This is a genomic window from Streptomyces calvus, from assembly GCF_006782915.1.
Taxonomy (GTDB): Bacteria; Actinomycetota; Actinomycetes; order Streptomycetales; family Streptomycetaceae; genus Streptomyces; species Streptomyces calvus.
In genome coordinates this window covers 137,162-162,273 of sequence record NZ_VCNP01000035.1, presented here as the reverse complement: position 1 = coordinate 162,273, position 25,112 = coordinate 137,162, and the positions used below count along the sequence as shown (strand labels likewise).

General features: G+C 69.2%; 29 protein-coding genes. 20 read left to right on the top strand and 9 right to left on the bottom strand.

Translation table 11 applies throughout. The annotated features are described in order from the left end of the window. Positions 1-6 precede the first annotated feature (6 nt). Positions 7-624: a DUF998 domain-containing protein gene (locus FGW31_RS16345; protein ID WP_185907431.1), complete on the bottom strand. Its 618-nt coding sequence runs from the start codon at positions 622-624 to the stop codon at positions 7-9. 368 nt (positions 625-992) lie between these two features. On the opposite strand from FGW31_RS16345, the gene FGW31_RS16340 reads away from it, so the two are divergent. Beyond that, positions 993-2,282 carry a tachylectin-related carbohydrate-binding protein gene (locus FGW31_RS16340; protein WP_142194155.1) on the top strand — a complete coding sequence of 430 codons (1,290 nt, stop codon included), beginning with the start codon at positions 993-995 and terminating at the stop codon, positions 2,280-2,282. A gap of 83 nt (positions 2,283-2,365) precedes the next feature. On the opposite strand, the gene FGW31_RS16335 is transcribed toward FGW31_RS16340, so the two are convergent. Continuing rightward, entirely contained in the window at positions 2,366-3,553 is a 1,188-nt protein-coding gene (locus FGW31_RS16335; RefSeq protein ID WP_142194154.1) for an aggregation-promoting factor C-terminal-like domain-containing protein, read from the bottom strand. 374 nt (positions 3,554-3,927) lie between these two features. Further along, a complete protein-coding gene (locus tag FGW31_RS16330) occupies positions 3,928-4,236 on the bottom strand; it encodes a hypothetical protein (RefSeq protein WP_142194153.1) in 309 nt (102 codons plus the stop codon). A 159-nt stretch (positions 4,237-4,395) separates the two neighbouring features. Between FGW31_RS16330 and FGW31_RS16325 the strand changes: the two genes are divergently transcribed. Continuing rightward, the gene (locus tag FGW31_RS16325; protein WP_142194152.1) at positions 4,396-5,391 is read left to right on the top strand and encodes a helix-turn-helix transcriptional regulator; all 996 of its coding nucleotides are present in this window, start codon (positions 4,396-4,398) and stop codon (positions 5,389-5,391) included. Positions 5,392-5,524: 133 nt separating this feature from the next. On the opposite strand, the gene FGW31_RS16320 is transcribed toward FGW31_RS16325, so the two are convergent. Continuing rightward, positions 5,525-5,959 (bottom strand): PP2C family protein-serine/threonine phosphatase, encoded by a 435-nt coding sequence (locus FGW31_RS16320; protein ID WP_142194151.1) that lies wholly within the window; start codon positions 5,957-5,959, stop codon positions 5,525-5,527. A 3-nt stretch (positions 5,960-5,962) separates the two neighbouring features. Then, positions 5,963-7,261, bottom strand: a complete 1,299-nt coding sequence (gene nhaA, locus FGW31_RS16315; protein WP_142194150.1) for a Na+/H+ antiporter NhaA — start codon at positions 7,259-7,261, stop codon at positions 5,963-5,965. A gap of 529 nt (positions 7,262-7,790) precedes the next feature. On the opposite strand from nhaA, the gene FGW31_RS16310 reads away from it, so the two are divergent. After that, the gene (locus tag FGW31_RS16310) at positions 7,791-8,225 is read left to right on the top strand and encodes an NfeD family protein (RefSeq protein ID WP_142194149.1); all 435 of its coding nucleotides are present in this window, start codon (positions 7,791-7,793) and stop codon (positions 8,223-8,225) included. A 29-nt stretch (positions 8,226-8,254) separates the two neighbouring features. After that, on the top strand, positions 8,255-9,355 hold the full coding sequence (locus FGW31_RS16305; RefSeq protein ID WP_142194148.1) for an SPFH domain-containing protein: 1,101 nt from the start codon (positions 8,255-8,257) through the stop codon (positions 9,353-9,355). Positions 9,356-9,896: 541 nt separating this feature from the next. Here the strand turns inward: FGW31_RS16305 and FGW31_RS16300 are convergent. Next, the gene (locus tag FGW31_RS16300) at positions 9,897-10,730 is read right to left on the bottom strand and encodes a PIG-L family deacetylase (RefSeq protein WP_142194147.1); all 834 of its coding nucleotides are present in this window, start codon (positions 10,728-10,730) and stop codon (positions 9,897-9,899) included. A gap of 765 nt (positions 10,731-11,495) precedes the next feature. Between FGW31_RS16300 and FGW31_RS16295 the strand changes: the two genes are divergently transcribed. Together FGW31_RS16295 and FGW31_RS16290 are read left to right on the top strand one after the other, a co-directional pair. Further along, positions 11,496-11,858, top strand: coding sequence for a type II toxin-antitoxin system RelE/ParE family toxin (locus FGW31_RS16295; protein WP_182674659.1), 363 nt, complete (start codon positions 11,496-11,498; stop codon positions 11,856-11,858). 9 nt (positions 11,859-11,867) lie between these two features. Next, positions 11,868-12,218 carry a helix-turn-helix domain-containing protein gene (locus tag FGW31_RS16290; protein ID WP_142194145.1) on the top strand — a complete coding sequence of 117 codons (351 nt, stop codon included), beginning with the start codon at positions 11,868-11,870 and terminating at the stop codon, positions 12,216-12,218. Between the two features lie 582 nt (positions 12,219-12,800). Here FGW31_RS16290 and FGW31_RS16285 read toward each other — a convergent pair. The 3 genes from FGW31_RS16285 to FGW31_RS16275 form a co-directional block, all read right to left on the bottom strand. Next, positions 12,801-13,709, bottom strand: coding sequence for a hypothetical protein (locus tag FGW31_RS16285; RefSeq protein ID WP_142194144.1), 909 nt, complete (start codon positions 13,707-13,709; stop codon positions 12,801-12,803). A gap of 478 nt (positions 13,710-14,187) precedes the next feature. Then, complete coding sequence (locus tag FGW31_RS16280; protein WP_142194143.1) at positions 14,188-14,943, bottom strand: hypothetical protein; 756 nt, start codon at positions 14,941-14,943, stop codon at positions 14,188-14,190. A gap of 239 nt (positions 14,944-15,182) precedes the next feature. Continuing rightward, on the bottom strand, positions 15,183-16,223 hold the full coding sequence (locus FGW31_RS16275) for a DUF1152 domain-containing protein (RefSeq protein ID WP_233452501.1): 1,041 nt from the start codon (positions 16,221-16,223) through the stop codon (positions 15,183-15,185). 135 nt (positions 16,224-16,358) lie between these two features. Between FGW31_RS16275 and FGW31_RS16270 the strand changes: the two genes are divergently transcribed. From FGW31_RS16270 to FGW31_RS16210, 14 genes are all read left to right on the top strand, one after another. After that, positions 16,359-17,099 (top strand): GntR family transcriptional regulator, encoded by a 741-nt coding sequence (locus FGW31_RS16270; protein WP_142194141.1) that lies wholly within the window; start codon positions 16,359-16,361, stop codon positions 17,097-17,099. Positions 17,100-17,379: 280 nt separating this feature from the next. Next, positions 17,380-17,817, top strand: a complete 438-nt coding sequence (locus tag FGW31_RS16265; protein ID WP_142194140.1) for an ATP-binding protein — start codon at positions 17,380-17,382, stop codon at positions 17,815-17,817. Positions 17,818-17,904: 87 nt separating this feature from the next. Continuing rightward, positions 17,905-18,633, top strand: coding sequence for a GntR family transcriptional regulator (locus FGW31_RS16260; RefSeq protein ID WP_142194139.1), 729 nt, complete (start codon positions 17,905-17,907; stop codon positions 18,631-18,633). Positions 18,634-18,761: 128 nt separating this feature from the next. Further along, positions 18,762-19,112 (top strand): SCO3933 family regulatory protein, encoded by a 351-nt coding sequence (locus FGW31_RS16255; protein WP_142194138.1) that lies wholly within the window; start codon positions 18,762-18,764, stop codon positions 19,110-19,112. Positions 19,113-19,117: 5 nt separating this feature from the next. Continuing rightward, entirely contained in the window at positions 19,118-20,488 is a 1,371-nt protein-coding gene (locus FGW31_RS16250; RefSeq protein WP_142194137.1) for an FtsK/SpoIIIE domain-containing protein, read from the top strand. 82 nt (positions 20,489-20,570) lie between these two features. Next, positions 20,571-20,741 (top strand): hypothetical protein, encoded by a 171-nt coding sequence (locus FGW31_RS35035; protein WP_182674657.1) that lies wholly within the window; start codon positions 20,571-20,573, stop codon positions 20,739-20,741. Beyond that, positions 20,741-21,367, top strand: coding sequence for a DUF2637 domain-containing protein (locus FGW31_RS16245; protein WP_142194136.1), 627 nt, complete (start codon positions 20,741-20,743; stop codon positions 21,365-21,367). Before FGW31_RS35035 ends, FGW31_RS16245 begins: the two co-directional genes overlap by 1 nt. A gap of 20 nt (positions 21,368-21,387) precedes the next feature. Continuing rightward, positions 21,388-21,588 (top strand): hypothetical protein, encoded by a 201-nt coding sequence (locus tag FGW31_RS16240; RefSeq protein WP_142194135.1) that lies wholly within the window; start codon positions 21,388-21,390, stop codon positions 21,586-21,588. Further along, complete coding sequence (locus FGW31_RS16235; protein ID WP_142194134.1) at positions 21,588-21,779, top strand: mobile element transfer protein; 192 nt, start codon at positions 21,588-21,590, stop codon at positions 21,777-21,779. Before FGW31_RS16240 ends, FGW31_RS16235 begins: the two co-directional genes overlap by 1 nt. A 10-nt stretch (positions 21,780-21,789) precedes the next feature. Further along, entirely contained in the window at positions 21,790-21,984 is a 195-nt protein-coding gene (locus tag FGW31_RS16230; RefSeq protein ID WP_142194133.1) for a hypothetical protein, read from the top strand. Between the two features lie 14 nt (positions 21,985-21,998). Next, complete coding sequence (locus FGW31_RS16225; protein WP_142194132.1) at positions 21,999-22,238, top strand: SpdD protein; 240 nt, start codon at positions 21,999-22,001, stop codon at positions 22,236-22,238. Positions 22,239-22,372: 134 nt separating this feature from the next. Then, complete coding sequence (locus FGW31_RS16220; protein ID WP_233452500.1) at positions 22,373-23,689, top strand: replication initiator; 1,317 nt, start codon at positions 22,373-22,375, stop codon at positions 23,687-23,689. After that, complete coding sequence (locus tag FGW31_RS16215; protein ID WP_142194130.1) at positions 23,682-23,894, top strand: excisionase family DNA-binding protein; 213 nt, start codon at positions 23,682-23,684, stop codon at positions 23,892-23,894. The genes FGW31_RS16220 and FGW31_RS16215 overlap by 8 nt, the downstream gene beginning before the upstream one ends. Continuing rightward, positions 23,894-25,060, top strand: coding sequence for a tyrosine-type recombinase/integrase (locus tag FGW31_RS16210; RefSeq protein ID WP_142194129.1), 1,167 nt, complete (start codon positions 23,894-23,896; stop codon positions 25,058-25,060). The genes FGW31_RS16215 and FGW31_RS16210 overlap by 1 nt, the downstream gene beginning before the upstream one ends. The last annotated feature ends 52 nt before the right edge of the window (positions 25,061-25,112 follow it).

Here is a 25,112-nt window from a genome sequence, read left to right as displayed (position 1 = left end):
CCCCCGTCAGCCCCCCGCACCCGCACCACCTCCACCCTCCTCCGGGCCGGCGTGGCGCACACAGGACACCACGACCACGAAGGGCCACAGCGACTGAAGGGCCGTCACAAGGCGTTCGGCGACCCCGGGGGCACCCTGACGCTGCATCTCGATCAGGAACCAGGCCGCTCCGACACCCATCACGACGGTCGCCGCGAGCGAGGGCACGGGCCGCAGTCCCCACGGCGCCGTCCCACTGCGGTGCGCGGCCAGCACCGGCCAGACCGCCAGCAGCACGAAGCCGACCACGGCGACGGAACCGTGCCGCAGCGAGCCGCCGCTGCTCGGCGGCGGGAGCAGAGCCACCACCCACGCCACCACTCCGCCGCCGCCCAACGCCACCCGCCCGGCGAACGCGGCCGCCCGCAGCCCCCAGGCGGTCAGCACATGGCAGACCCCCAGGGCGAGCAGCGCTCCGGTCATCACCCAGAACCCCGCCGCCCCGTAGGCCGCCAGGACGCTGATCGTCTGGGTGACGGGGTCGTAGGCGGGCCCTTCGAGAAGCGCCGCGACCGTCCAGCCCGCGATCAACAGGACAGGCGCGCACACCGACGAAAGCAACGCCCACCTGGGCACAGGTCGCACCGACTCACCGTAGAACGCCCGGTCTCCCCCACGCCGCCGCCGCGCCCAGCGGGACGTGGCCGCACCCAAGCCGGTGCCGGACGGCATGCCCGGCTCCTGCGGTGGCCGCGCAGCAGAAGCGGGCACGGCCGCGCGGGACGCCTTGCCGGACGTCCTCCCACCACCGGCGGACACGCCTCAGGACGCAACCGGCCAGGGACCCTTGCGGCCGGCTCTTCACTCTTCCGGCACCCCCGAGGCGCGACGAGAGTGGTTCCCGCCACCGGGCGCCGCTCCCGTGAACATCCCGCTCAGCTGCACCTGCAGGGCAGCTGCGCGGGTCAGGGACGTGCGTGCGCCCACTCGACTTCCGTGCCGCAGGAGAAACCGTGAAGCTGAGCAATGCCGTGCGCCGTACGTCCGCCGTCCTCGCCGTCGGAGCGATGTCCCTGGGCCTGGTCACCGTCACGGGCGGGACCGCACAGGCCGTCGCGTCGTGCACCGGTGACGTGTCGATCTACGGCACCCTGTCGGACGGCAGGCTGACGTACACGCAGATCGCACCGAACACCGGCGACCGCCTGAAGACGCTCATCGGCCCCGGCCTCGGCTTCACACCGAAGGCGATGGCCACGCTCAACTTCAACACGGTGCTGGTCACCTCGACCACCGGCGACCTCTACCGCGTCGACGTCCAGACCAACAACACGTCCCTCGGCCTCGCCGGGGTCGTCAAGATCTGGGACGGCGGCTGGACCTTCGACAAGATGGTCTACGACGGCGCCGGCCACCTCTACGGCACGGTCGACGGACAGCTCCACCAGTACCTGGTGTCGCAGGACAAGCCCGCCGGGTCCGCCCACATAGGTCAGCACGTCGTGATCGACACGGGCTTCGTCCTGAAGACCCTGGCCGCTGCGGGCGACGACCGCATCATCGCCTCCACCTCGGACGGACGCCTGCTCAGCTACAAGATCAACGGCGTGAACGACTGGGACCGCGCGGTGCTGAAGACGAGCGGCTGGTCGGCGGTCGACTCGCTGTCCTCGCCCGGCGGCGGCCTCTACTACGGCCGGACCAACGGCGGCCTGTACTGGTACCACGACGCCGACCCGACCGACGCGGACGGCAGCGACATCGCGTACCACCCGAACGACCCCGTCGACGCCTCCGGTTGGACGCAGACCCTGCTGTCGGCCTACGCGGACAACTGCGCCTACGTGCCGGCGGCCCCGCCGAAGTCCGTGCAGGGCGGCACGATCCATCGCAGCGAGGTCATCACCCGCGCCAAGGACTGGTACAGCCGCAACATCCAGTACAGCCAGAGTGCCTACGCCACCGACATCGAGGGCGACGACTCCTACCGCACCGACTGCTCCGGCTTCGTGTCCATGGCCTGGCACCTCACCACGTCGCTGACGACGCAGACCCTCGCCGGCGCGAGCACTCAGATCTCCAAGGCCAACCTGAGGCCGGGTGACGCGCTGAACTCCAGCAGTGAGGGTCACGCGGTCCTCTTCGCGGGCTGGAAGGACCAGGATGCGGGCACCTTCTACTACTACTCCCAGAGCAGCCCGGAGTCGGACATGAACTACAGGACCGCGAACGTGTACAGCGGCACCATCGACAGCCACGCCGCCTCGTCCTACGTCGCCCTGCGCTACGACAAGATCGCCTGACGGACGGCGACCGGCACGGCGACAGGGCGGTTCCCCCTCGACCGAGGGGAGGACCGCCCTGTCGCCGTGCCCGTACCGCCGGTCTAGTACCAGTTGTTCGCCTGCCAGAAGTTCCACGCGTTGCACGGGGAGCCGTAGCGGCCGTCGATGTAGCTCAGACCCCACCGGATCTGGGTCAGCGGGTTCTCGTGCCAGTCGTCGCCCGCGACGTCCATCTTCGAGGCGGGCAGCGCCTGCGGGATGCCGTACGCGCCGGAGGACGGGTTCGTGGCGTTCCAGCGCCAGCCGCTCTCGTGGTCCCACAGCTTCTCCAGGCAGGCCCACTGCGTGGAGTTGGCCCAGGCCGCGTCCTTCTCGTTCATCAGCTGCCGCCCGGCCGCCTTGACCTCGCCGATGTCGTTGCGGTCGACGCTGTCCACGGACGTGGTGCAGCTGTACGTGCGGGGCTGCGCGGACAGCAGCTTCTGCGTCCAGCCGCTGGTGTTGACCGGGTCGTCGAGGTGGTACGTGATGTCCGCGCCGGAGCCGTCGGCCGGGTTGGCGTCCTTGTACCAGTACATGGCTCCGGTGGAGAGCCTTCCGTAGTACAGACCGCCGCCCGGCGAGACGAGCTGGTTGAAGCCCGACCAGCCGGACGACTTCAGGGTGTTGCTCTTCCAGGAACCGGCACCGGCGACGGTGTAGTCGAGCAGCCGCCCGTCCGAGGTGGTGGCGCCGAGCCGGTCGTCGCCGGTCGCGGTGAGGGTCTTCAGGACGAAGCCGGTGTCGATCTCGGTGCGTACGCCGATGTGCTGGGAGCCGGCGGGCTTGTCCTCGGTGACGTTGTACCGCAGCAGCAGGCCGGCGGCGGTCGTGCCGTAGAGGTGGCCGTAACCGTCGTAGGTGAGCTTGTCGTGGGTCCAGCCGCTGTCGGCGATCCGTACCGGCGGGTTCAGCAGGGCGAGGCTGGTGTTGTTGGTCCTGATGTCGACGCGGTAGAGGGCGCCGGTGGTGGAAGTCACCAGGACGGTGTTGAAGTTGAGGGTCGCCATCGCCTGCGGCTCGAAGCCGAGGTCGGGTCCGACGAGCACCTTGGCGAGGTCGCCGGTGGCCGGGTTGATCTGGCTGAACGTGAGCCTGCCGTCGGCGAGCACACCGTAGATGTTGACGCCGCCCGAGCAGGTGGTGGCCGCGTCGGCGGTGGGGGCGGTCACCGTGAGGAGTCCGGTGCCGAGGGCGGCGGCGGTCAGCAGGACCGCGGATCTGCGGCCGCTGGTACGTCTGTTCTTCACTTCTGTTCCCCCCGCGGTGATTGAGGTGGGTGCCCGTGCGGACGAGCAGGGCAGGCGTGGTGCACGAGCCGGCGGTGGGACCGCGGCGGCGGCCGTCGGGGCGGCGGGCGGCTATTGCCAGCCGGCGTCGTCGGCCGGGTCGGCGAGAGCCGGGGCACCGACGAGAGAGGCGACCGCGGTGGCCCTGGAGACACGGGTGCGAGGCATGGCTGTCCGTTCCTTCCGGGAAGAGGTGACGGGTCCGGCCCGCTGTCGCGTCCCGCGGTGACGCGCGTCCTGGCCGGTGATCCCAGGTTCGTCGCCGCCCGGGCCCGTGAGAAGGACTCCCCGGTGGACGGAAAGGGCCTTGGACGAATGCGTCCACGCGGGCCGCCTCAGTCCACCGGGTGCGCCTCGAACGCCAGAGGCACCAGCGGAACCTCCGCACCCGTCAGTCGCGCCGCCGCCAACTGCGGGACCGCGCCCACCAGTCGGCCGCAGACGCGGACGGCCCGTTCCTCGGCCTCCTCCAACCCGTCGGCCAGCAGATAGAAGCCCAGAGTGAGCCGGGAGGCGGAGCGGGGATGCACGGCGACGTGCTCGACACGGTCCCCGTCGACGATGGCCGAGCGCACCAACCCGCGCACACCTGGCGGCAGATGCGCGCCCGCAGGGAGTTCCAGATGCGCGTGGACGAGGTACATGCGCTTCAGCGTCTCAACGGAAGAGGCCGACGGGCGCACTCGCCGGATGGCCGATTGCGGCCGTGGCCCGTTCCGTCCTCACCCTGTGCCGAAGCGCTGCCGTTCTGCGAAGATCGCGACTCGACAGGGGACGTTGTGTGCAGAAAACGGGGGGCTCACGTGCTGACTGCACTCGGACTCGACTCCGTCGCGGAGACGGTGTACCGCACCATGCTCAGACACCCGGCCGCCGGCGTCGCGGACCTCGGCCACGCCGCGGGGCTGCCCGAGGAGGAGATACGCGAGGCCCTCGACACCCTGAGCGAGCTGGCGCTGGTGCGCCCCGCCGCCGGGGACGCGGGACGGCTGCGGGCGGTCTCGCCGGACATCGGCATGGAGATCCTGGTGGCCCGGCAGCAGGCCCGGCTGGCGGCGCAGCGGCAGCGCCTGGAGGCCTCGCGGGCGGCCGCGGCCCAGCTCATCTCCGAGTACACCGAACTGCAGCCGGCCGGCAGCCATCCCGGTGTGGAGCACCTGGTGGGCCTCGACCGGATCCGCGACCGGCTGGCCGCGCTCCCCCGCGAGGTGCGTGAGGAGTTACTGACGTTCGCGCCGGGCGGGCCGCAGACCTCGGAGAACATGGCCGCCTCCCGGCCGCTCAACCAGGACCTGCTCGGCCGTGGCGTGCGGATGCGCACGATCTACCTGGACAGCGTGCGCACCAACCGGCCCACCGTCGAACACGCCAACTGGCTGGCCCGGCTCGGCGGCCAGGTCCGCACGGTGGCCTCGCTTCCCACGCGGATGATCCTCATGGACCGGCGGATCGCCATGATCTCCGTCAGCAGCGACGACACCGCCGCCGGCGCGGTCCTGCTGACCGGACAGGGCATGCTCACCGCCCTGTGCGCGCTCTTCGAAACCACGTGGGAGTCCGCGCAGCCCCTCGGCCGGGTCGTCCCCACCGACGCGCACGGCCTCACCGGCCAGCAGGCCACCACCCTGCGCCTCCTCGCCGAGGGCCACACCGACGAGGCCATCGCCAAACGCCTCGGCGTGTCCCACCGCACCGCCCGCCGCATCGCCTCCGAACTCATGGACCGCCTCGGCGCCCGCAGCCGCTTCGAAGCAGGCGTACGCGCCGTCCAGCAGGGCTGGCTGCCGCCTCATCCCTGACGTGCGCCACGCCCCGCGGCCGGTGCCCAGGACCGTCGAGGCACTGCGTCCTGGGGGTGGAGGTGCGCCGAAGGCGACACACCTGACACGGCCCCGCTCGGCCGGTTCGCGTCCTGGTCCTGGAGACTGAGCGTCACGTCCCGCGGCCGGCGCCGGCAGGGCTCTCAGGCGGCGGCAGCCGCAGGGCGAGCAGGGCCACGTCGTCGGTGCCGCCGGGCGGCGTGCGGGCGAGCAGGTGGTCGCACAGCGTGTCCAGCGGTTCGTGGGCGAGCGCGAGGGTGTGGCGGCGCAGACGGGCGAGTCCGGTGTCGAGGTCGCTGCCGGGGATCTCGATCACACCGTCGGTGTGGAGCAGCAAAGTGGAACCCGGCGGCAGCGACCGCACGGCGTCCGGCCGGCTGCCACCGGTGCCCGGACCGGCGCCGAGGAGGAGTCCCTGCCCGGCTTCGAGGTACTGCGCCCGTCCGTCCTGAGCCGGCAGCAGGGGCGGCGGATGTGCGGCGCCGGTCCACCGCAGCGTCCACCGGCCGGTGTGCGGGCTGCCTTCTTCAGCGGCGGCGCCGGGCACGGTTCAGCCCGCCGTACCGCGCCGGTGGACGTCGGGGATGCCGTCGGCGTCCGCGTCGAGGTGCTCCTCGTCCCACAGCCTGCGGTAGATGCTGTTACGGCGCTTGACCAGCACCGCGGCCATGCCGGCGGCGAGCAGTGAGCCGACCAGCACGGCGGCCTTGATCCGCTCGGTGTCCGCCGGGTCGGCGAAGGCCGCCTCGCCGATGAGCAGGGCGACGGTGAAGCCGATTCCGGCCAGAACGGCGAGGGCGAAGACATCGGCCCAGGCGAGGTCGGGGTTGAGCCGGGCCCGGGTGTAGCGGGCGGCGAGGTAGGTCCCCCCGAAGATCCCCAGAACCTTCCCGATGACCAGGCCCAGTACCACGCCCAGCGGCTCGGGACGCGTGAACACCTGGCCCAGCACGGGAGCGGAGATGCTCACCCCGGCGGCGAACAGCGCGAAGAGCGGGACGGCGACACCGGCCGACACCGGACGCAGCAGGTGTTCGGCGCGCTCCCCGGGCGAGGCGTCCTCGCCCGCATCCTGGTCGCGGGCGCAGCGAAGGATCAGCCCGATCGCCACCCCGGCCACGGTGGCGTGCCCCCCGCCGTTGTACGTCAGCGTCCAGACGACCACCGCCAAGGGCACGTACCACCACCATCCGCGCACCCTGAACCGTTGCAGCAGGTAGAAGACGACCAGCCCGCCGGCAGCCCCTGCGAGGGCTGCCGGGTTCAGGCGGCCGGTGAAGAACACCGCGATGACCAGGATCGCTCCGAGGTCGTCCACGACCGCAAGCGTGAGCAGGAAGGCCCGCAGCGCGGTCGGCAGGTGGGTGCTGAGCACGGCGAGGACCGCGAGTGCGAAAGCGATGTCGGTCGCCATCGGCACCGCCCAGCCGTCGGCCCGGCCGCCGCCGACCGCGGCCGTGGCCAGGTAGATCCCCGCGGGCACCACCATGCCGCACGCCGCGGCGACCACGGGCAGGACCGCGGTGGCCGGGGTGCGCAGCCGGCCGGCCACGAGTTCGCGTTTGAGCTCGATCCCGGCGACCAGGAAGAAGACGGTGAGCAGCCCGTCGGCGGTCCAGTGCTGCACCGACAGTTCCAGTCCGAGTGCCGCTACCCCGAAGTGGGCGTCGCGCAGCGCCTCGTAGGTGCCGCGCCACGGGGTGTTCGCCCACACCAGCGCCACCAGGGCGGCGATCAGCAGCACCAGGCCACCGACCGTCTCCGTGCGCAGGGCCCGGGCCACCCGGACGCGTTCCGGCCGGGGCAGGAGCCCGAGGAAGACGGACGGCCCGCGCGGGGCAGCAGACATCGGGAGGACCTCCGGGCCGCCGTGCGACGGGCACGGGCACGAACCCTCTCCGGTGCCTACCGGATGGTCCGGTGCGATCCGGCCCTTGCCGGCGCATTCGTCACATGCCACCCACCGTAGCCCGCACCCAGTCGCCCGGCTGATCAGGAGCAGGAAGGCCGGGAAGGCCGCGCAGGAGTGAGAGCCCCCGAGGGCAGGAGCTGTACCTGTACCGACCGGTGTGGAACCCACCGACGCGGAGGCTGTTGCACGCCGTCTGCCGGCGAAAGTCCGTGGGCGCCGACGCGAGCGCACCGCTGCCGGCCGTGGTGGTCCGCTCCTGCGGGCGCGGATCGAGCACGAGCGGTCCCGCGGGCGCCTCCTCGATCGTCCGCCAGTACGTTCACGACCGCGGAAGCCGCGCACACGGCCGCGTACCTCTGCCGATCAGGGCGTCTCCTCACCGCGTGAGAACCCGGCGGCCATCTCCGTCTGCCCGGTGTTCCGGGAGGTAGCGTGGTGAGAGGGCCCCCTGAAGGAGGCTGATTCCATGCCGTGGTTCGTATGGCTGATCACCGCCGCGGCGCTGGCTGCCGCGGAGTTCTTCACCCTGACACTGTTCTTCGGCCTGCTGGCGGGCGCTGCCTTGGTCGCCGCCGTGGTCGCCGGTTTCGGGATCGGCATGCTCGGACAGCTCGTGGCCCTCGGAGCAGCGGCGGCGGCGGGGCTCCTCATCGTTCGTCCTGTCGCGCTGCGGCTGGCGGAGCAGCCCCTCGTGCGCGAAGGCAGCGATGCGCTGATCGGCAAGCGGGCGGAGGTCGTGCAGGAGGTCACCGCGACCCGTGGCCTGATCAAACTCTCCGGCGAAGAATGGTCCGCCCGCGCCCTCGACGAGAGCCTGGTGATCCCGGTGGGTGCGCTGGTGGATGTCATGGAGATCGACGGCGCCAAGGCCGTCGTCTACCCCCGCGAACTCCTTCCGTGAACCGCTGAACACACAGCAACGGAGGCACTGTGGACCCCGTGGTCATCACCATTTTCGTGGCGGCCCTCGTCGTCGTCTTCCTCGTGGCCTCGACCGTGCGGATCGTCCCGCAGGCCCGCCGCTACAACATCGAGCGGTTCGGCCGCTACCGCCGGACACTGCAACCCGGCCTGAACCTCGTCCTGCCCGTGGCGGACCGGATCAACACCAAGCTCGACGTGCGCGAGCAGGTCTACTCGTCCGATCCCAGGCCGGTGATCACCGAGGACAACCTCGTGGTGAACATCGACACCGTGCTCTACTACCAGATCACGGACCCGCGGGCGGCGGCCTACGAGGTCGCCGACTACCTGCAGGCGATCGACCAGCTCACCGTGACGACGCTGCGCAACGTCATCGGCAGCATGGATCTGGAGGAGACGCTCACCTCGCGCGAGGAGATCAACTCCCGGCTCCGCGCCGTCCTCGACGACGCCACCGGCAAGTGGGGCATCAGGGTCAACCGCGTCGAGATCAAGGCCATCGATCCGCCGCACACCATCAAGGAAGCGATGGAGAAGCAGATGCGGGCCGAGCGTGACAAGCGTGCGGCCATCCTGCACGCCGAGGGGGAGCGGCAAGCCAAGATCCTCACCGCGGAAGGCACCAGGCAGAAGGACATTCTGGAGGCCCAGGGCGCGCAGCAGGCCATGATCCTTCGGGCGGACGGCGAGGCCAAGGCGGTGGAACTCGTTTTCCAGGCTGTCCATCGCAACAATGCCGACCCGAAGGTCCTGGCCTACAAGTACCTGGAGACACTGCCGCACTTGGCGGACAGCGACAACAACACGTTCTGGGTGATCCCGGGGGAGCTGACCGAGGCAGTACGGACCGTCACGCGTGCGTTCGGTGACGAGTCGCCGGCAGGCCCTGCCAGGCCCGTACCGTCCGACGAGGAAGCCACCGCCGGCGTCGACGACGCGTCGGACGACCTCCGAGTCCCGCAGCTCGACGCGGGCTCGACGGTCTCCCTCGACGCCGCCACGGCTGCCGACGAGGCCGAGAAACAGGCCGCCGCCGCGGTGAGCGACGCCAAGGCGGAGGCCGAGGCCGCGAAGTCGCCACAGATGCCGCGCCGAGGGCGGACGTAGCGAGCCGACGCGAACCCGTGTGGAGAGCCGCACCTACGGATCGGCGCCCGCTCTGTCGCTCTGTTCGCCGTAGCCGCCCTGATCGGGATCACACTGGCCTGGTTGGTGTGGCAGGGGGTCCGAGAACAAAAGGGCGGCCTGTTGAGTGGGCCTGCGGACGCAGGTCTCGACGCAGTTCAGCCGGCCTCCCAGGCACGCGCCGACGTCAGCGTAGGCCCGGTCTCTGCTCCGGCCGGAGTCGTCCGACGCGGACCCGCTCCTCGGCCCGAGGGCCGGCCGGGCGGGCCTGGTCCTCGCAGGGACAGCCGTCGCCCGTGGCCGGGAGGCAGCTCCCATGGCCCCACGAAGTCCAAGCCGCCCACCTGCGCCGACGGCGCACCCGCCTCGACCGTGGACGACACGTCGAACGGGCACGCCATGGGCACGTCGGCGACCGCAGGCGCGGGAAGCCCGCCTGGGAAGTAACGCCGAAGCGCCGTAAGCGACCCGCTCCGTCGCGCCGTGCGGTCGATGCGCTCGCCCGGCCGGTCCTACGGGCGGATCAGCGCAGTCCGGCGAAGAGATCGTTCTCGGGCAGGGCCGCGCCGGTGGTGTCCCGGACACGTACGAAGGTCTCCATGCCCATCAGCTCGCCGAACCTCTCCTTCCCCATCTTGAGGAAGAAGATGTTCTCGCCCTGACTGGCATGCGCGGCCAACGCGTCGAACTTCTGACCGCTGAACGCGGTGGTGTCCACCCACGTGGTGATCTCATCGTCGGGTAGGCCGATCTCGGCCATCGCGGCGGCCTCGGCAGGGTCCGGCTCCGGCATGTCCGGATGAAACTCGCGCATGATCTCACCGAACCGCTGCATCCCCGAGCGGGGCATCGTGGTCCAGTACACCTTCGGTGTCAGCGCAACCATCTCCAGCGCCGCCATCGTGATGCGGTGGGCCTGGATGTGGTCGGGGTGGCCGTAGAAGCCGTTCTCGTCGTAGGTGACGACCACATCAGGTCGGTAGTGCCGCATGAGTTCCGCGAGGCGCTTCGCGCCTTCCTCCACGGGGGTCCGCCAGAAGGATCCGGGGGCGTCGTTGCTCGGCCAGCCCGCCATCCCGGAGTCGGCATAGTCCAGCGTCTCCAGATCGCTGACCTTCAGGACGTCACAGCTCGCTTCGAGTTCCTGACGACGCATCGAGGCGACCGCCGCCGGATCGTGCCCCGGCTCGCCCGGCTTGACACCCCCCGGTCCGTCACCGCAACCGCCGTCGGTACACGTCACGAGAACCGTGCGGATTCCTTCCGCCGCGTACCGCGCGAGGACACCTCCGGTTCCTGTGGCCTCGTCGTCGGGGTGGGCGTGTACTGCCATGAGCGTCAAAGGCCGGTCGGTCATGAAACAGTCCTCCTGCGGATATGAGTCCTGGCCCGAGTACGCGGCGGGCGTGCCGCGATCCTGCAGCCCGGATCCTGGTGAGGGCGGACGGCCTTGCGGCCTCAGCGTTCCGCCGTGTGGCGCCGGCCCCTCGGTAGGTGCAACCGCGCCGGACACACCGGCTGTTCCCGGCGCGGCCACTCGGCCTTCCGAGCGTCGGCGTTCAACGCGACCGGGGACAGGCACGACCCGCACGTCTCGGCACCACGTCGCATTCGGCTTCCGTCCGGTGCCGGCTGTGAGATTCCGCCACGGAAGATGAACCGCGCCGACCTCGCCACCACCGTCCGGAAGGCGAAGCACAGCGATCGGCAAGCCACCTGCCGCGCCTCCGGGCACGAGACGGCACGCGGCGGCGGACAACACCAGAGACAGCAAAAAGGCCCGGGTCTGCGACCTGGGCCTTCTTCGTGGAGCGGGTGACGAGAATCGAACTCACGCTCTCAGCTTGGGAAGCGACGGCGCTCGACTGGTCCCTATGTCCCTGTGCAGATGGCATGCGCTCGGCCGGTCGTGCGGGTCGGACACGTTGCTGTTGACCGAAGTTGTCCGCTCTTACGGGAACGCTATGGGCACGGGGCGCGAAGACTGGTGAGCACGGTGCGTTCTCAGGCGGGCACGATGTCGAGCCGGACTCGGTCGCTGTTGGTGGGATCAACGTCGAAACAGTCGGCTTGCCGCAAGTTAAGGAAAACCTTAAACTCGTGAGTGTCGAGGGGAGCCGTCTTGAGCTGGGCGATCAAGGTCACCGATGAGTACGCGGAGTGGTTCAGGCGGCTGATCAAGGAGGATCTCGGTTCTGCCTCCCAGGTCGCCCAGGCCGTTGCCGCTCTGCGTGACGCAGGCCCCACTCTGGGGCGTCCCCTCGTGGACCGGCTGAAGGGATCGGAACTGCATCACCTCAAGGAGCTGAGGCCGGGGTCAGGTGGGCGATCCGAGATGCGAATTATCTTCGCCTTTGATCCGACTCGTTCAGCCCTGCTGCTCCTCGGGGGCGACAAGGCAGGAAACTGGGAGCGTTGGTACCGCGACAGCATTCCTCTGGCTGAACAGCTCTACCGCGACTACACCAGTGACACGGAGGACTGAGGAGTAAGCATGCCCAAGAAGACCCCGCAGGACTGGGAGACCCTGGAGCAGGAGCTGTACTCGGCCGGTGTGGCTCCCGCTGAGGTGGAAGCCGGTTCACGTCGACTGCTGGCGGAAGCCCGTGGTCATCAACTCGCTGAGGCGCGCAAGCAGTATGGACTGGCCCAGAGGGACGTGGCTGCCCGGATGGGCGTGAGTATCGCTCGCGTGTCCCAGATCGAGCATGGCGAGGTCGCCACTCTCGATGTCATTGCACGTTACGTCGAAGCGCTCGGCGGCAGGTTGGACTTGATTGCCGACTTCGGCGATCACACACTGCGGATGCCGGCAAGTGGTGATCAGGGCAGCGAAGCGGCGTAGTCGACCCGAAAGCTTTGCGCGCGGTGAGGCGACGCACCGTTCGGCAGCGTTTCTCGGGAACGGCAGGCTGAGGGCTCTTCCTGTTCGGTCCTGCAAAGCTTGAAACGAACCGCAGGTGAGCGGGATGAACTGGCGTGAGAAGTAGTGACTGGCCGGTCTCAACTAAGCGTCCGTGCCCTCCGCGTGCCCAATCTTCGAGTGCGCGAGGGTGCGAAAAGCGCCGAAGAGTCAGCGACAAAGGACAAACCCCAGGTCGCCGACCTGGGGTTTCGCGCGGAGCGGGTGACGAGAATCGAACTCGCGCTCTCAGCTTGGGAAGCTGCGGCGCTCTGTGCTCCCTAGGGCGCTGACCTGCGCATACAGTTGGCGCGTCCTTCGTCGGGCTCGATCGTTCTCACCGCCACTCCCCGCTGTTCCCCGCTCGATCTGGTGCGCTTGTGGTGCGGTGCTCACACGAATGAGTGCGCAGGAGGCCACCTAATCGACGAGTACTCCACGCTCGCCTCGTCTGTACTGGCAGGTACTGACAGCACGACAGGCCCCCGACTCCTGGTTGAGGGGTGGAGGCCCGATGGTGGCTGGTCAGGTCAGGTTGACGAGGGTGGGTGTCACTTCGTTCTCAAGGTCGTACTCGGAGAACTCCCATGTTGTGACCACCGCTTCCTTTGGAACGCGATAGACGAACTGCATCTCGTCGTCGAAGCCGGGTTGCAGCTGCGCGTTGCATCCTGGGTTGCCGGCGACGTCGTAAAGATCTTCGATCGTGTCGAAGCGTCGGCCCTGATCGTCGATGAGCGCATTGACGATGGGCAGCGAGCACGTCAGGTCCATGCTGGCCTTTCCCTCGTTGCTGACGACGGTCTTGAGTACGACGTATTTGGCGTCGGCGCCTGCGGATTTGCGGGCTCCGGCGAGCACGATGGTGTCGACCTCTGCCACCTTGGTGACCTTGACGACGGCTCCGCCGTTCCGGGCCTGCTCGCCAACCTTGGCGTCTGTGTTCTGGTCGGTTGCTGCTGCGATGTCCTCTTCGACTGTGGCCTCAGGCACGACGGTTTCCGTCACGGTGACGGTGGGCTGTGGCTTTGCTGTGTCGTCGCTGCGGCCAGAGATGACGATCCCTGTGGCGACGATGGCGGCGGCAATGATGGCCGCGCCGCCGATGATGTAGGCGTTGGTGTGGCTCTTCTTGCCGGGCTGAGGCGGCTGAGCCGGCATCGGCGGCGGCGTGATGTTGGTACTCATGATCCCCCCTGGGATGGTGCTGTTGTGAGACGCATCATCCTCTGTGAACGGCTGCACTGACAGCAGTTGGGACCACAGAAGCGGCAAGTTGATGGCGACCACTTCGGGATGCAGCCGCTTTGGTGCTGTTGTAGTCGCGTGGCTGGTGGGGTGCGTGGAACTGGCTGACTTCGATGGTTCGGCGGCGGATCTCTTGGCGCCGGTTCCGGTGATCGTGACGACGTCGGCCTTGCCGAAGCGCGACACCCGCTTTAGGAGAGCGGCTGGGTGATCTGCGGGCTGATCTGCGGCTTCGCCGGCCGAGGAAGTGAGCGGCTACTCGACTGCGGGGCACCGATGTTGACCGTGGCTGCCCCCTGCATCTGGCACGGCAGTGGCACGAACCTCAGCCGACGACAGTCAGCCACGACGGCGGGCGCGCCGACCGACCAGGCGCGCGTATGCCTCGCTGCACCCCTACGGGCCTCAGCCACGCTATCGGGCTTTTTGTCGAGCAGAGTAAGCGGCTACGGCCGGCCCGTGACGACGACCAGAGCCCTCAGCTTGGGAAGCTCGGGCCTCTTGGCGGTGGTTGCTGTGCTGACCTGTGGCGGAGCGGTGTTGGGGTCCTGGTTGCACTCGGGGCGAGTTCCCGCTGTTCTCCGTGGTTTCCCGCGAGGTCTGGCATGCGAATGGCACGGCCATTTCGCCTCGAACCCTCGGGCAGGGAAAGAAGCCTAGAGCGTCAGCGCGTTGCCGGCGCGCTGGGAGAAGGGGTGGCACTGACGCCTGCGGCCCCCTTCTCCTTCAGCTCCTTTTCCAGGTCTCGTCTGGCATCCTGATAGGCCTCTTTCCTCACGTTTTCAATGAAGTCTTGTTCCGCAGTCCTCTCATAATCGCCCAATAGTGGCGTTATCCAAATGCTGATCATTGCAGCCGCGATACCGGCACCAACCGTCATGGCTAGGTAACGCGCGGATCGCATTGCTTGCGTGTTGTCGGGCTTCAGGCTCGCGCTGAGTGAATGACGGATCTTTAGTTCTGGTGCCGGTCCATCTATGAGAAGTTTGTACGTCACCTGCTGTTTTTTGTGAAGCACGTAAGGGTCAATATGTAGAGCGTTGCCGTGGATGCTGGTGGGCGGCACTCGCCGGTTACCTGTTGTGTCCTTACTCAAGACGGAGACGACGCGGGCGCCCATCTGGAACTCAATCGGCTCCCCATTGAAGGAGCTCGCGACGATCTCCCTGTTACCCGTGTTGGTCACTTTAAGGGTGACAGTATGCGGGTGGGCAAGTTGATCCACGCCCAGGCTGACGCTCAGTCCGCTGTGCGTAGAGGACAGCAGGGGTGTGATCTCGACCGAGTACGTGGCTTTGCGGTGAGGCACCGCCGCCCGCCACGTCCACCAGCCGGCGCAGAGTGTGGCAACCACCCCTCCCAGGGTCGCAACAGCGCCTAATGCTGCCGCCCAGTCGGCGGCCAGTGTGACAGAAGCCATGCAGGCCGTTATAGCAGGGTCCAACCTCGTCCAGACAGGTACTAGTTAAAGCCGTGGAGCCGACCGCCCCAGCCACGACGTACCCCTCCTCTGTCTCAAGCGGCTGATCGCTGTAGAGCGCGGCGCGGGCGCCGGCCGGGCTGGAGCGGGGCGGAGACAGGAGCGCAGGCCCGGCCGGGGGCCGGGCCGCGCGCGGTGAGCGAAGCGAGCCGCCTTGAACCAGTAAAGAAGGTTGTAACTCAGGTGGCGTCTGGGATGCGCCAGAGTGGAGCTGTGTACTGCTCCGGACGCCTAGTGAGCAGGAGTTGGCGTAGGTCGCTACGCTGGGAGCCGTTGAGGTTCAGGACCTCGGTGAGGTGGCGGAACGTCGTGTGTGTGACTCCACGGGCGCGGGCATCCGACTCGAACTCGTCAATCTGGCGGAGCACCGTATCGGCGTCGAGTGGCGCCGGCGCCTGGTCCTTCAACCACAGGGCCTTGTTGCGCTCGTAGTCGATCTCCGAGAAGCCGCACACCTCGCGACTGTGGGCTTCGACCTCGTCCAGGGTCGTCGTCGCCATGATGGCTCGGGCAAGGGTGTTGTGGCTCAGCGCCTCGTCCAGGTCGACTTCGTGGATACGCGGGCTTTCGTCCGTGAGCGGTACCGGTAGGCCAGCGTCGCGTACCTCGCAGATGCCGCGCGTCCCCCGGGCCGTCGCCGCGAGCATCCCCGTGGCCTCGGACGGGTGCCACTCCAGGACGTTGCTGATTGGGGCTACGTCCTCCGCCGTGAGGGTGTGGACGGCAGGGCCCAGTGATGGACGGAGATCGTCAGCCGACAGCTCGCCGTCGAGACCGGGGCCGGCGATCAGGAGTCGAACCGGCGCGTTCACTCGGCAGCACGCTGCAAGCGTCACCGCGTCGGCAAGAGGACTCTTCAGGGTCGGTTCGTCGCCGCGGGCGAGGATGTCTCCGCCGACGTCCAGGAGGTCGATCGACTCCGGCGCCAAGTGGGCCAGCAACTCTTCCAGCTGGCGTGTTACGCCCTCGACTCCATGGGAGGGGTCCAGCAGGGCGAGTGTCTGTGGAAGTTCGGAGGCGAGGCGAGGGAGCGTCGACCCTGCCGGAGCGACTGGGCGGGCGGTCGCCGGCACTGACCACACGGACGGGGTGACGGCCTCCAGGCTGGTGAAGTCATGCGCGCCGCGCGGACCCGGTACCGGGTCGATCAACAGGCGGTCCCACGCGTACGTGAGGATCACCGCCTGGTCCTCGTCGCCGTACAGGGCGGCGTGAAGCATTGCGGCGGCGACTGCGTCGCCCCCTCCTCCTGCTGCGACGATCAACCGCGTCATGTGGTCAACATTACGGGCTCTGGTATTTACCACTCACCCTATAGTGGCTAGAGGCCATAGCCACTTGGACGAGGAGGGAACGTGCCGCAGATCGAGGAGGCGCAGCCGAAGTATCTTCAGATCGCTCACCACATCCGCGATCAGATCCTTCGGGGCGACCTGCGAGCGGGTGACGAGGTGCCGTCTGAGCGGCAGTTGGCGGCGGACTGGAAGGTGTCCCGTCCGACTGCGGCTCGCGCTCTTGAGGCGCTGAGTCATCAGGGGCTCGTCGAGAAGCGGCAGGGCTCGGGGACCTATGTGCGCAGCCTGGAAGTCAACCGGCGGGCACGGGAGTTGTACGGCCGGGCCCGTCAGACCGGGAAGATCTACACGCCCGGTGAGTACGCGGTGATCACGTCGGCCGGGTGGATGGACGCACCGGACCACGTCGCTGAGGCCCTCGGGCTGGTGAAGGACCGCCGGGCCGTGCACCGCCGACGGGTGACCAACAACCAGGACGGTCCGATCACCTTGTCGACCTCGTGGTTCGCCCCGGATGTCGGGCAGCGGGCGCCCAAGCTCACGGACCCCGGGCGGATCCAGGAGGGGACCCTGATGTACGTCGAGAACATGACCGGCCGGCAGGGGAGTTACGCCGAGGACCGGATGTGTGCTCGGAGCGCCACCGAGGAAGAGGCCGCTGACCTGGAGCTGCAACCAGGCTCGGCCGTGCTGATCGTTCACCACGTCGTCTACGACATGCAGGACCGGCCGTTGGAGTTCGCCGAGGCGACCTATCCGCCGCACCGTTGGGCGTTCGAACAGGGCTATCCACTGGTGTGACATGACGGTGCGTCAGTTAAGTGAACTGCTTGCGCGACGCGAGTGGCTAATGCCACTATCCAGTAAGTGGCTAAGGCCACTTACTGGAAGGGGGCACGGAGTGGCAGGTCGGCGGCCGGATCAGGGCACGCGCGCAGCATGCCGGGGATGCCGGGGGCGCGGTTGGAAGCGCGTCGCTTCGCGTACGTCGGTGGTCCTCGCCACCGCCAACGACCACATCCGTGCCACATCGAAGCGGCGCTGCCTCGACTGCGACGGCAGCGGCAAGGAGTGAGCGCGGATGACCTACCGGTTCAACCGCTTCCCCAGCGAGGAATCACCGTGGCTCGGGGCAATGACCCTGCATCCGGTTCCGGAGTCCGTCCCTCGGGCTCGACGCTGGTTCCGGAAGTTCATCGCCCCGTACAACCCGGCCTGCTCGGTCGACGACTGTGCGCTGATGATTTCCGAGCTGGTCACCAACGCCATCCTGTACGGACGGGCGGACGAGGAGTGGCGTGTGCGCGTGGAGTGGTTCCGGGAGGAAACCTCGCTTCGCGTAGAGGTGCACAACCCCGGCTTCCCGGCGAACGTGCGTATGCGCCGGCCGGGCGCGAATGACGCGCATGGGCGCGGGCTGCTGCTGGTCGACGCCATGGCCGAGTCGTGGCACTCCGGACCCAGTCGCTTCGGTGGGACGGTGGTCTCCTTCGTGATGGCTGATGCCTGGCCCGAATGAGCGGCAACCCCACCCTGGTGCATCTGTGGATGCGCAACGCTAGTCTGGTTGACCAGTTGACTTGGCCAATCGTGACGGGCGGCGTTCATGGGATATGAGGTGGAGGCCCCCAAGTACGTGCGCCTCGCGCAGACCCTGCAAGGTCGCATCGAGGACGGAACGTACCCGCCCGGTACCCGCGTTCCCAGCGAGAACCAACTTGTCCAGGCGTTCGGGATGTCCCGGCCCACGGTCGTGCGGGCCCTGGAGCTCCTGAAGCGTGACGGCTGGCTGGAGTCCCGGCAGGGGTACGGCACCATCGTGCGCGGTCGCCCTGCGGGCGCCGAGGAGAGAGAACGGCGCGGCCGTGACGTGCTCACGCGTGATGAGTCGCAGACGGCCGGGCGGCTCGTACAGGTCGCCGAAGTATCGGTACCGGCCCGGGTGGCCTCGGTCCTCGGGCTGCCGAAGCGTGCCAAGGCTCTCATGCGCCGCCTCCTGGTCGAGGAGGACGGGGAGGCCGTCGAACTGGTCTCCTCCTACTTCCCTGCCGGCCTGGTCGACGGTACCGATCTGGCGAGTGCCGAGGTGCTGGAGTCCGGTACGCGCACGCACCTGGAGACGCGCAAGAAGGTCCGCTTCGACCACGTGACGGAGCGCGTCTCCGCTCGCCTGCCTGACGCGACCGAACGTGAGCTGCTGGACCTGCCGGACGGCGTACCGGTCCTGAGTGTCCTCGTCATCGCCTGTGACGCCTCCGGGCAGGCACTGCAAGTCTCTGACGTGCTCCTGCCTGCCGACCGGCAGGAACTGGAAGACACCTACCGTCTGAACTGACCCCGGAAGCGGGACCGTTCACCTCGAATGTCACTTGACAAGTCAACCTGTCATCCCTAGCTTCGAACTTGCTAAGTCAACTTGTCAGGTGACAGGTTGCGACTCTCAAGAAGCTCAAGGAGACATCTGTGCGTGTGATCCGTATCGACGCCTCGTCCGCCACCGTCCTCCTCACCGAAGCGCCGGCGCCGAAGGTGCGCGACCGGAAGACCGGGGAGATCGCCAAGGACGCCGTGAGCGGTGAGGCCCTGATGACGGTCGGCGTCGTCTACATCGACGAGGGCGAGTCGTCGCTGATCCAGGTCACCATCCCGGAGAGCGGAGTCACGGACGGTCTGACCGTCGGTGCGCCCGTCTCCCTGCCCGGCCTGGTGGCTCGTCCGTGGGAAAGCGTCTTCAACGGCCAGCAGCGGCACGGCATCGCCTACCGTGCCACCGCCGTCACCCCCGGCGCCTTCCCGATGGCTCAGGCGGGCTGACCGGCATGACCGACTGGTTGACGGTGGCGGAGGTGGGCGGATCGCTCGCTGCGATAGGCGGCGCGGCCTACGCCCGGCACGCCCACCCTGCCGCTTACTGGTCCGCGGTCGGGCTCCCGGCCTCGGTGGTCCGGCTGCTGGCCTCGTACTCCTCGACCATGGACGCCTGCGGCCTGACCGTCGAACCGCCTCGCTGGCGGGCCGTGGCGGTCAAGGCCACCACCCGCCGGGAGATCCGGCCGGTCCCGCCCCGCCGTGGTCTCATCCGGCCCACCGCGACCGGCTTGCGGATGCGGCTTCGGCTGGCTCCCGGGCAGGAACCTGCCGACATCGCCGCCTCGGCGGAGCGGCTGCGGCACGCCTGGGGCGTCCACGCCGTGTACGTACGTGACGTGAAGCCCGGGGTCGTCGAACTGCGGCTCGTCGGTTTCGACGTGCTGCGCGACGTACGGATGCCCCGGCGTGCTCGGGGCGGGCTGCTGCGGGTGCCGGTGGCGCTGCGGGAGGACGCCACCGCGTTCGTCCGGGACTACCGCGCCGTACCGCATGAACTCGTCCTCGGCGCCACGCTGTCCGGCAAGTCCATGTACCTGCGCAACCTCATCGCCGGACTGGCGACTCAGCCCGTGGTCCTGGTCGGCATCGACTGCAAGCGCGGTGTCGAACTGTCGCCCTTCGCCGACCGGTTCTCCGCTCTCGCCGTCGACCAGCAGCAGGCCGCTGACCTACTGCCCGTCCTCGTGGCCGAGATGGAGGACCGCTACGACCTGATCAAGGCCCGGCAGGGCATCGCCCCCGGCACCCCCGACGAACTGATCACCTCGGACATCTGGGGACTGCCCGACGAGGACCGGCCACCGCCCATCGTGCTGTTCATCGACGAGGTGGCGGAACTCTTCCTCGTCGCGAGCAGGAAGGACGAGGACCGGCGCGACGAGATGGTCACCCAGCTCATCCGCCTCGCCCAGCTCGGCCGCGCCGCCGGCATCTACCTGGAGGTCTGTGGCCAGCGCTTCGGCGCCGAACTCGGCAAGGGCGCCACCATGCTCCGCGCCCAGCTCACCGGCCGCGTCTGCCACCGCGTCAACGACGAGGCATCCGCCAAGATGGCCCTCGGCGACATCGCCCCGGAAGCGGTCTACGCGGCCTGCTCCATCCCCGCCGAACGGCCCGGCCTCGCCGCCGTCGGCGACACCTCCGGCGGCTGGTCCCGCATCCGCACGCCGCACCTGACCCTCGCCGAAGCCGCGGCCACCTGCCGCGCCACATCCCTCCTCGCCCCCGACGTACCGGCCCTCGCCCCCTTCCGGCCGTCGACCCCGGCCGTCCCCGTGCAGTCGTCCTGGCCCGTGCCCGCGCCGCACCCGGCCTCGTAGCCCGCACCACTCCCACGGCTGGCGCGGCCGTCCCGCGCCAAGTCCCTACCCCCGCCATGCCTCAAGAAAGGAGACACCCACCGTGTGCCCCGATTGCGAGGACTTCGCCCGTACCGTGCTCCTGCTGGGCCACTTCGCCACGTACGCCGAGACGCCTGGCGCTGACGCGACCTTCGTGGAGGTCGTGGGCCCGGCGCTGGCCGTGTCCCTGCCCGAGCCTCCGCCGGGCCTCTTCCCCGACGAGTCGGCCTGATGGCCCGCCTCACCGCCGTGCGCGCGGACGCGGTCCTCGTCCAGGCCGCCATCGCCGGAGCCCTGTCCTTCGCCCACCTCCACGACCTCGCCGCCGCTGCCGGACAGGACGGATGGAAGGCGTGGGCCTACCCGGTCTCCGTCGACCTGCTCCTCGTCGCCGCCTGGCACCGGCTCCGTACCGGCGGCGCGAAGGCGTCGGCCTGGTGCTGGTTCCTCGTCGCCCTGGTCGCCTCCCTCGGCGCCAACGTCGCGACCGCCGGCCTCCTCGACCTGAACGACGTACCGGCCTGGCTGCGCATCCTCGTCGCCGGATGGCCCGCGGTCGCCTTCCTCGGAGGAACGCTGCTCGCCCACGGAACACGGGCGCTCCCCGAAGCACCGAAGGCACCGGAAGCGGAGACGACCGGGTGCCCGGAGACCGAAGATCCAGCCGCGCCGACAGCCCCTGAGCTGCCTACCGCCTCCGCCCCCGCTTCCGTCCCGCCGGCACTCGTCGCCCTGGCCCGCAAGGTCGCTGACGAACACCGGACACGGACCGGAACTGCCATCGACACCTCGACCCTTCGCGCCCGGCTCGGCGTCCCGATGCCGCTCGCCGAAGCCATTGCCGCACACCTCATCTGATCTACGGAGGACCTCCGACCGTGCGCCCGTCCACGCTCCGCGCGCTCAACCGCGCCGCCGAGCTGACCCGTCAGAACCGCCTCACCGAAGCGATGCTCATCGCCGAACCCGTGATCCTCACCGCCGACGAGTACGAAGGCGAAGAGATCCGGCGCTGGCTCCTCGACCACGTCACCGACTTCACCGGAGAACACCACGAGAGCCCGAAGGAGCTGCCCTGATGCCCCGCACCCCACGCTTCCGCCGCGTCGTCCGCATCGGCCCCGTCCAGGTCGCCACCTACTACGACGACCGGGGCCGCGAGAAGCACACCGCCGCCTGCACGGCCCCGCGCTGCGGCTTCGCCGCCGACTACGACAGCCGCGCCGCCGCCGAACTCGCCGCCCGTACCCACCGCTGCCGCGTCCGCTGAGGGAGCCCCCGTGACCGTCTCACTGCCGCTCGTCCTGGTCCTGGGCCTCATCGCCTGGGGCGCGGTCCGCTTCCTCGGCGTCCGCGTCTGGATCGTCGTCGTGATCGCGCTCTTCGGCTTCCTGCTCTCCCGGACCGTCTTCGCCCCGCTCATCGACTCCGGGACCCGCTCCGGGGTCGACGTCATCAACGGCACCCACGACTGACAAGGAGATCCGCCATGTTCCGTCCCAAGCTGCCCGACGTCCCGACCCCTACCACTCCCACCCACCACCACACCCACAACCCGGCGCCCTCCGCCGGCCGCGCCCTCGCCCCGTACGTCGGCCCGGTCGCCGCCGTGGTCGTCGTCGGCGTCGTCCTCACCGCGCTCCTGGCGGCGGTCGCCGTCACGGCCGTCTCGGTGGCCGTCGCCGCCGTCGTCCTGCGCTCCCTCGTCACCAGCGCGACCAAGCGCTGACCGGCCACCGGGGCGGCAACAAGCCGCCAAGCATCCCGCCGCCCCGGGGCCGTCCCTCCCAACCGCCGTAACAGCCGAAAGGAACCCCCATCATCACCCGGCAGACTCCGCCCCCGCTGGCGGAACTCTCCAAGCTGGCCTCTCTTGGCAACCTCCCCCAGCTCGCCCACCAACTCTCCGGACTGGGCGGTTGCACCCACCCGATCCGCCTCGACGGCCACCGCACCGAGTACGACGTGAACACCCGCACCGGTGAGATCGGCAACGTCCTCCACCACCTCGACTCCTCCAGCCTCCCGGCCGGTCACCTTCTGGTCCGCTGCAACAACCGCCGCACGACCCGCTGTGCGGCCTGTGCAGAGGTCTACCGCCGCGACACCTTCCACCTGATCACCTCGGGCCTGCGTGGTGGCAAGGGCGTCCCCGAACGTGTCGCCGCACACCCGCGCGTCTTCGCCACGTTCACCGCCCCCGGCTTCGGCCCGGTCCACAACCGCCCTACTGGTCCGGCACGGACCGTTCGCCGCTGCCGCTGCGGCACCCTTCACGACCAGGACGACCCCGTCCTCGGCACCCCACTCGACCCGGACACCTACGACTACGAAGCGGCCGTCCTGTGGAACGCGCACGCCGGCCTCCTGTGGCGGCGCTTCTCGATCTACCTCCGCCGGGAGGTCGCCAAGCGGGCCGGCCTGACACAGCGGGACTTCCGCGAGTACGCGCGTGTGTCCTTCGCGAAGGTCGCCGAGTACCAGAAGCGCGGTGCGGTCCACTTCCATGCGGTGATTCGCATCGACGGCCCGGAAGGCGGTGACACCCCGCCCCCGGTCTGGGCCACCGCCGAGCTGCTCACTGATGCCATCCGCGCCGCCGCCACCTCGGCCCGGGTCGACGGCCCCGTGATCGACGGCCGGGCGCACACCTTCGCCTTCGGCCGTCAGCTCGACGTCCGCACCATCCGCTCCGCCGACTTCAGCGGCGGCCAGGAGCTGACCGAGCGCGCCGTGGCCGCGTACATCGCCAAGTACGCCACCAAGGGCGCCGAAACCGCGACCGGCGCTCTCGACCGCCCGCTGAAGTTCCTCGCCGAACTCGCCCAGCTCGACATCACCGACCACGCCCGACGCCTCATCCGCGCAGCCTGGACCCTCGGCGCCCGCAAAGACCTCGAACACCTCCGCCTGCGCGCCTGGGCCCACATGCTCGGCTTCCGCGGCCACTTCTCCACCAAGTCCCGCCGCTACTCCACCACCCTCGGCGCCCTCCGCACCGCCCGCGCCGAATACCGCCGCGCCCAAGCCGCAACCGCGAACGAGGACGGCCCGGAGACGACCACGCTCGTCCTCGCCCACTGGGTCTACGCCGGTACCGGCCTCACCGACGCCGAAGCCTGGCTCACCGAAACCCTCGAACCCGCCCCCGGAACCGAAGGGGAGCCCACCCATGGCTGAGCGCCATCTCTCCGTCGACCAGGTCGCCGAACTGCTCGGCACCACAACCCGCTTCCCCCGTCGCCTCATCGAGGAGCGGCGCATCCGGTACGTGAAGGTGGGCAGGCACGTCCGCATCCCGGAGAGCGCGGTCGACGAGTTCCTCCGGGCCCGCACGGTCGAGCCGATCAGGCGATCCCGCTCTCGCTACGGAAGGGCTGCCTGATGGCCAACAAGAAGGGAAGGCGTCGCCGCTTCGGCGCGGTGCGTCAGTACCGCTCCGGTCGCTGGACTGCCTCCTACCTCGGTCCCGATGGCGAGCGCATTCGTGCGGAAGAGACCTTCGAGACGAAGAAGGACGCAGAGGTCTGGCTGTCCCAGGTCGAAGCCGACCTCAGCCGCGGGGACTGGCGCGCACCCGACGCCGGCGCGGTCAACTTCGGCACGTACGCGGAGAAGTGGGTCGAAGAACGAGAGCTGGCGGTCCGTACAGAGGACTTGTACCGCCACCTCCTGCGCCTGCATATCCTCCCGGCCTTCGGCGCCCTCGACCTGGACGAGATCACCGCTCCGCGTGTGCGCGAGTGGCGTGCCGAGCGTCTGCGCACCACCAAGGCCAAGACGACCGTCGCCAAGTCGTACCGCCTCCTCAAGGGCATCCTCGAGACGGCTGTCGACGACGACCTGATCAGCCGCAACCCCTGCCGTATCAAGGGCGCGGGCAAGGAGTCGGCCGCTGAACGGCGTATCGCCACCGTCGCCCAGGTCGACGCCCTCGCCGACGCGATCGGCATCCGCTGGCGCCTCATGGTCTACCTCGGCGCCTACGGCCCGATGCGCCCCGAGGAGCTGGCCGGCCTCCGCCGCCGGGACGTCGACCTCGACCGCATGGTGATCCGCGTCCGCGTCGCAGAGCCGGAACGGACTAACGGCAAGCGTGCTCCCGGCGAGACCAAGTCGGGTGCGGGTGTGCGGGCCGTCGTCCTCCCGGCCTTCCTGCACAAGGAGGTGCGGCAACATCTCGCCTGGTTCGCCGAGAAGGGGCCGGACGGGTTGGTCTTCATCGGGGAGAAGGGAGCGCCCTTCCGGCGCACCTCGTTCGGGCGGAAGTGGCGACGGGCGCGCACGGCCGCCGGGCTTCCTGACGATTTCCGGTTCTACGACCTCCGTCACACCGGGCACACGCTCTCGACCCGTTCCGGCGCCACCCTCAAGGACACGATGGTCCGCGCCGGCCAGTCGTCCGAGAAAGCCGCGCTGATCTATCAGCACTCCGACGAGGAGCGGCAGCGCGACGTGGCGGCAGGGCTCGACGACATGGTCCGTGCCGAGCGTGCGAAGAACCACACCGGCGACCACCCGCACCACAGCGAGATGACCGCCGACGGGTAGCGCGTCCCTATGGTGCGGTTGTGGTGCGCAGCCCGCTCACTGGTCCAGACAA

What these genes read in the sequence shown, in the direction of transcription:
- FGW31_RS16330 (WP_142194153.1), bottom strand. Translation starts at nt 4,236, where the DNA reads ATGTACCTCGTCCACGCGCATCTGGAACTCCCTGCGGGCGCGCATCTG.
- nhaA (WP_142194150.1), bottom strand. Translation starts at nt 7,261, where the DNA reads ATGTCTGCTGCCCCGCGCGGGCCGTCCGTCTTCCTCGGGCTCCTGCCC.
- FGW31_RS16310 (WP_142194149.1), top strand. Translation starts at nt 7,791, where the DNA reads ATGCCGTGGTTCGTATGGCTGATCACCGCCGCGGCGCTGGCTGCCGCG.
- FGW31_RS16300 (WP_142194147.1), bottom strand. Translation starts at nt 10,730, where the DNA reads ATGACCGACCGGCCTTTGACGCTCATGGCAGTACACGCCCACCCCGAC.
- FGW31_RS16290 (WP_142194145.1), top strand. Translation starts at nt 11,868, where the DNA reads ATGCCCAAGAAGACCCCGCAGGACTGGGAGACCCTGGAGCAGGAGCTG.
- FGW31_RS16280 (WP_142194143.1), bottom strand. Translation starts at nt 14,943, where the DNA reads ATGGCTTCTGTCACACTGGCCGCCGACTGGGCGGCAGCATTAGGCGCT.
- FGW31_RS16275 (WP_233452501.1), bottom strand. Translation starts at nt 16,223, where the DNA reads ATGCTTCACGCCGCCCTGTACGGCGACGAGGACCAGGCGGTGATCCTC.
- FGW31_RS16265 (WP_142194140.1), top strand. Translation starts at nt 17,380, where the DNA reads ATGACCTACCGGTTCAACCGCTTCCCCAGCGAGGAATCACCGTGGCTC.
- FGW31_RS16260 (WP_142194139.1), top strand. Translation starts at nt 17,905, where the DNA reads ATGGGATATGAGGTGGAGGCCCCCAAGTACGTGCGCCTCGCGCAGACC.
- FGW31_RS16250 (WP_142194137.1), top strand. Translation starts at nt 19,118, where the DNA reads ATGACCGACTGGTTGACGGTGGCGGAGGTGGGCGGATCGCTCGCTGCG.
- FGW31_RS16245 (WP_142194136.1), top strand. Translation starts at nt 20,741, where the DNA reads ATGGCCCGCCTCACCGCCGTGCGCGCGGACGCGGTCCTCGTCCAGGCC.
- FGW31_RS16235 (WP_142194134.1), top strand. Translation starts at nt 21,588, where the DNA reads ATGCCCCGCACCCCACGCTTCCGCCGCGTCGTCCGCATCGGCCCCGTC.
- FGW31_RS16225 (WP_142194132.1), top strand. Translation starts at nt 21,999, where the DNA reads ATGTTCCGTCCCAAGCTGCCCGACGTCCCGACCCCTACCACTCCCACC.
- FGW31_RS16215 (WP_142194130.1), top strand. Translation starts at nt 23,682, where the DNA reads ATGGCTGAGCGCCATCTCTCCGTCGACCAGGTCGCCGAACTGCTCGGC.
- FGW31_RS16210 (WP_142194129.1), top strand. Translation starts at nt 23,894, where the DNA reads ATGGCCAACAAGAAGGGAAGGCGTCGCCGCTTCGGCGCGGTGCGTCAG.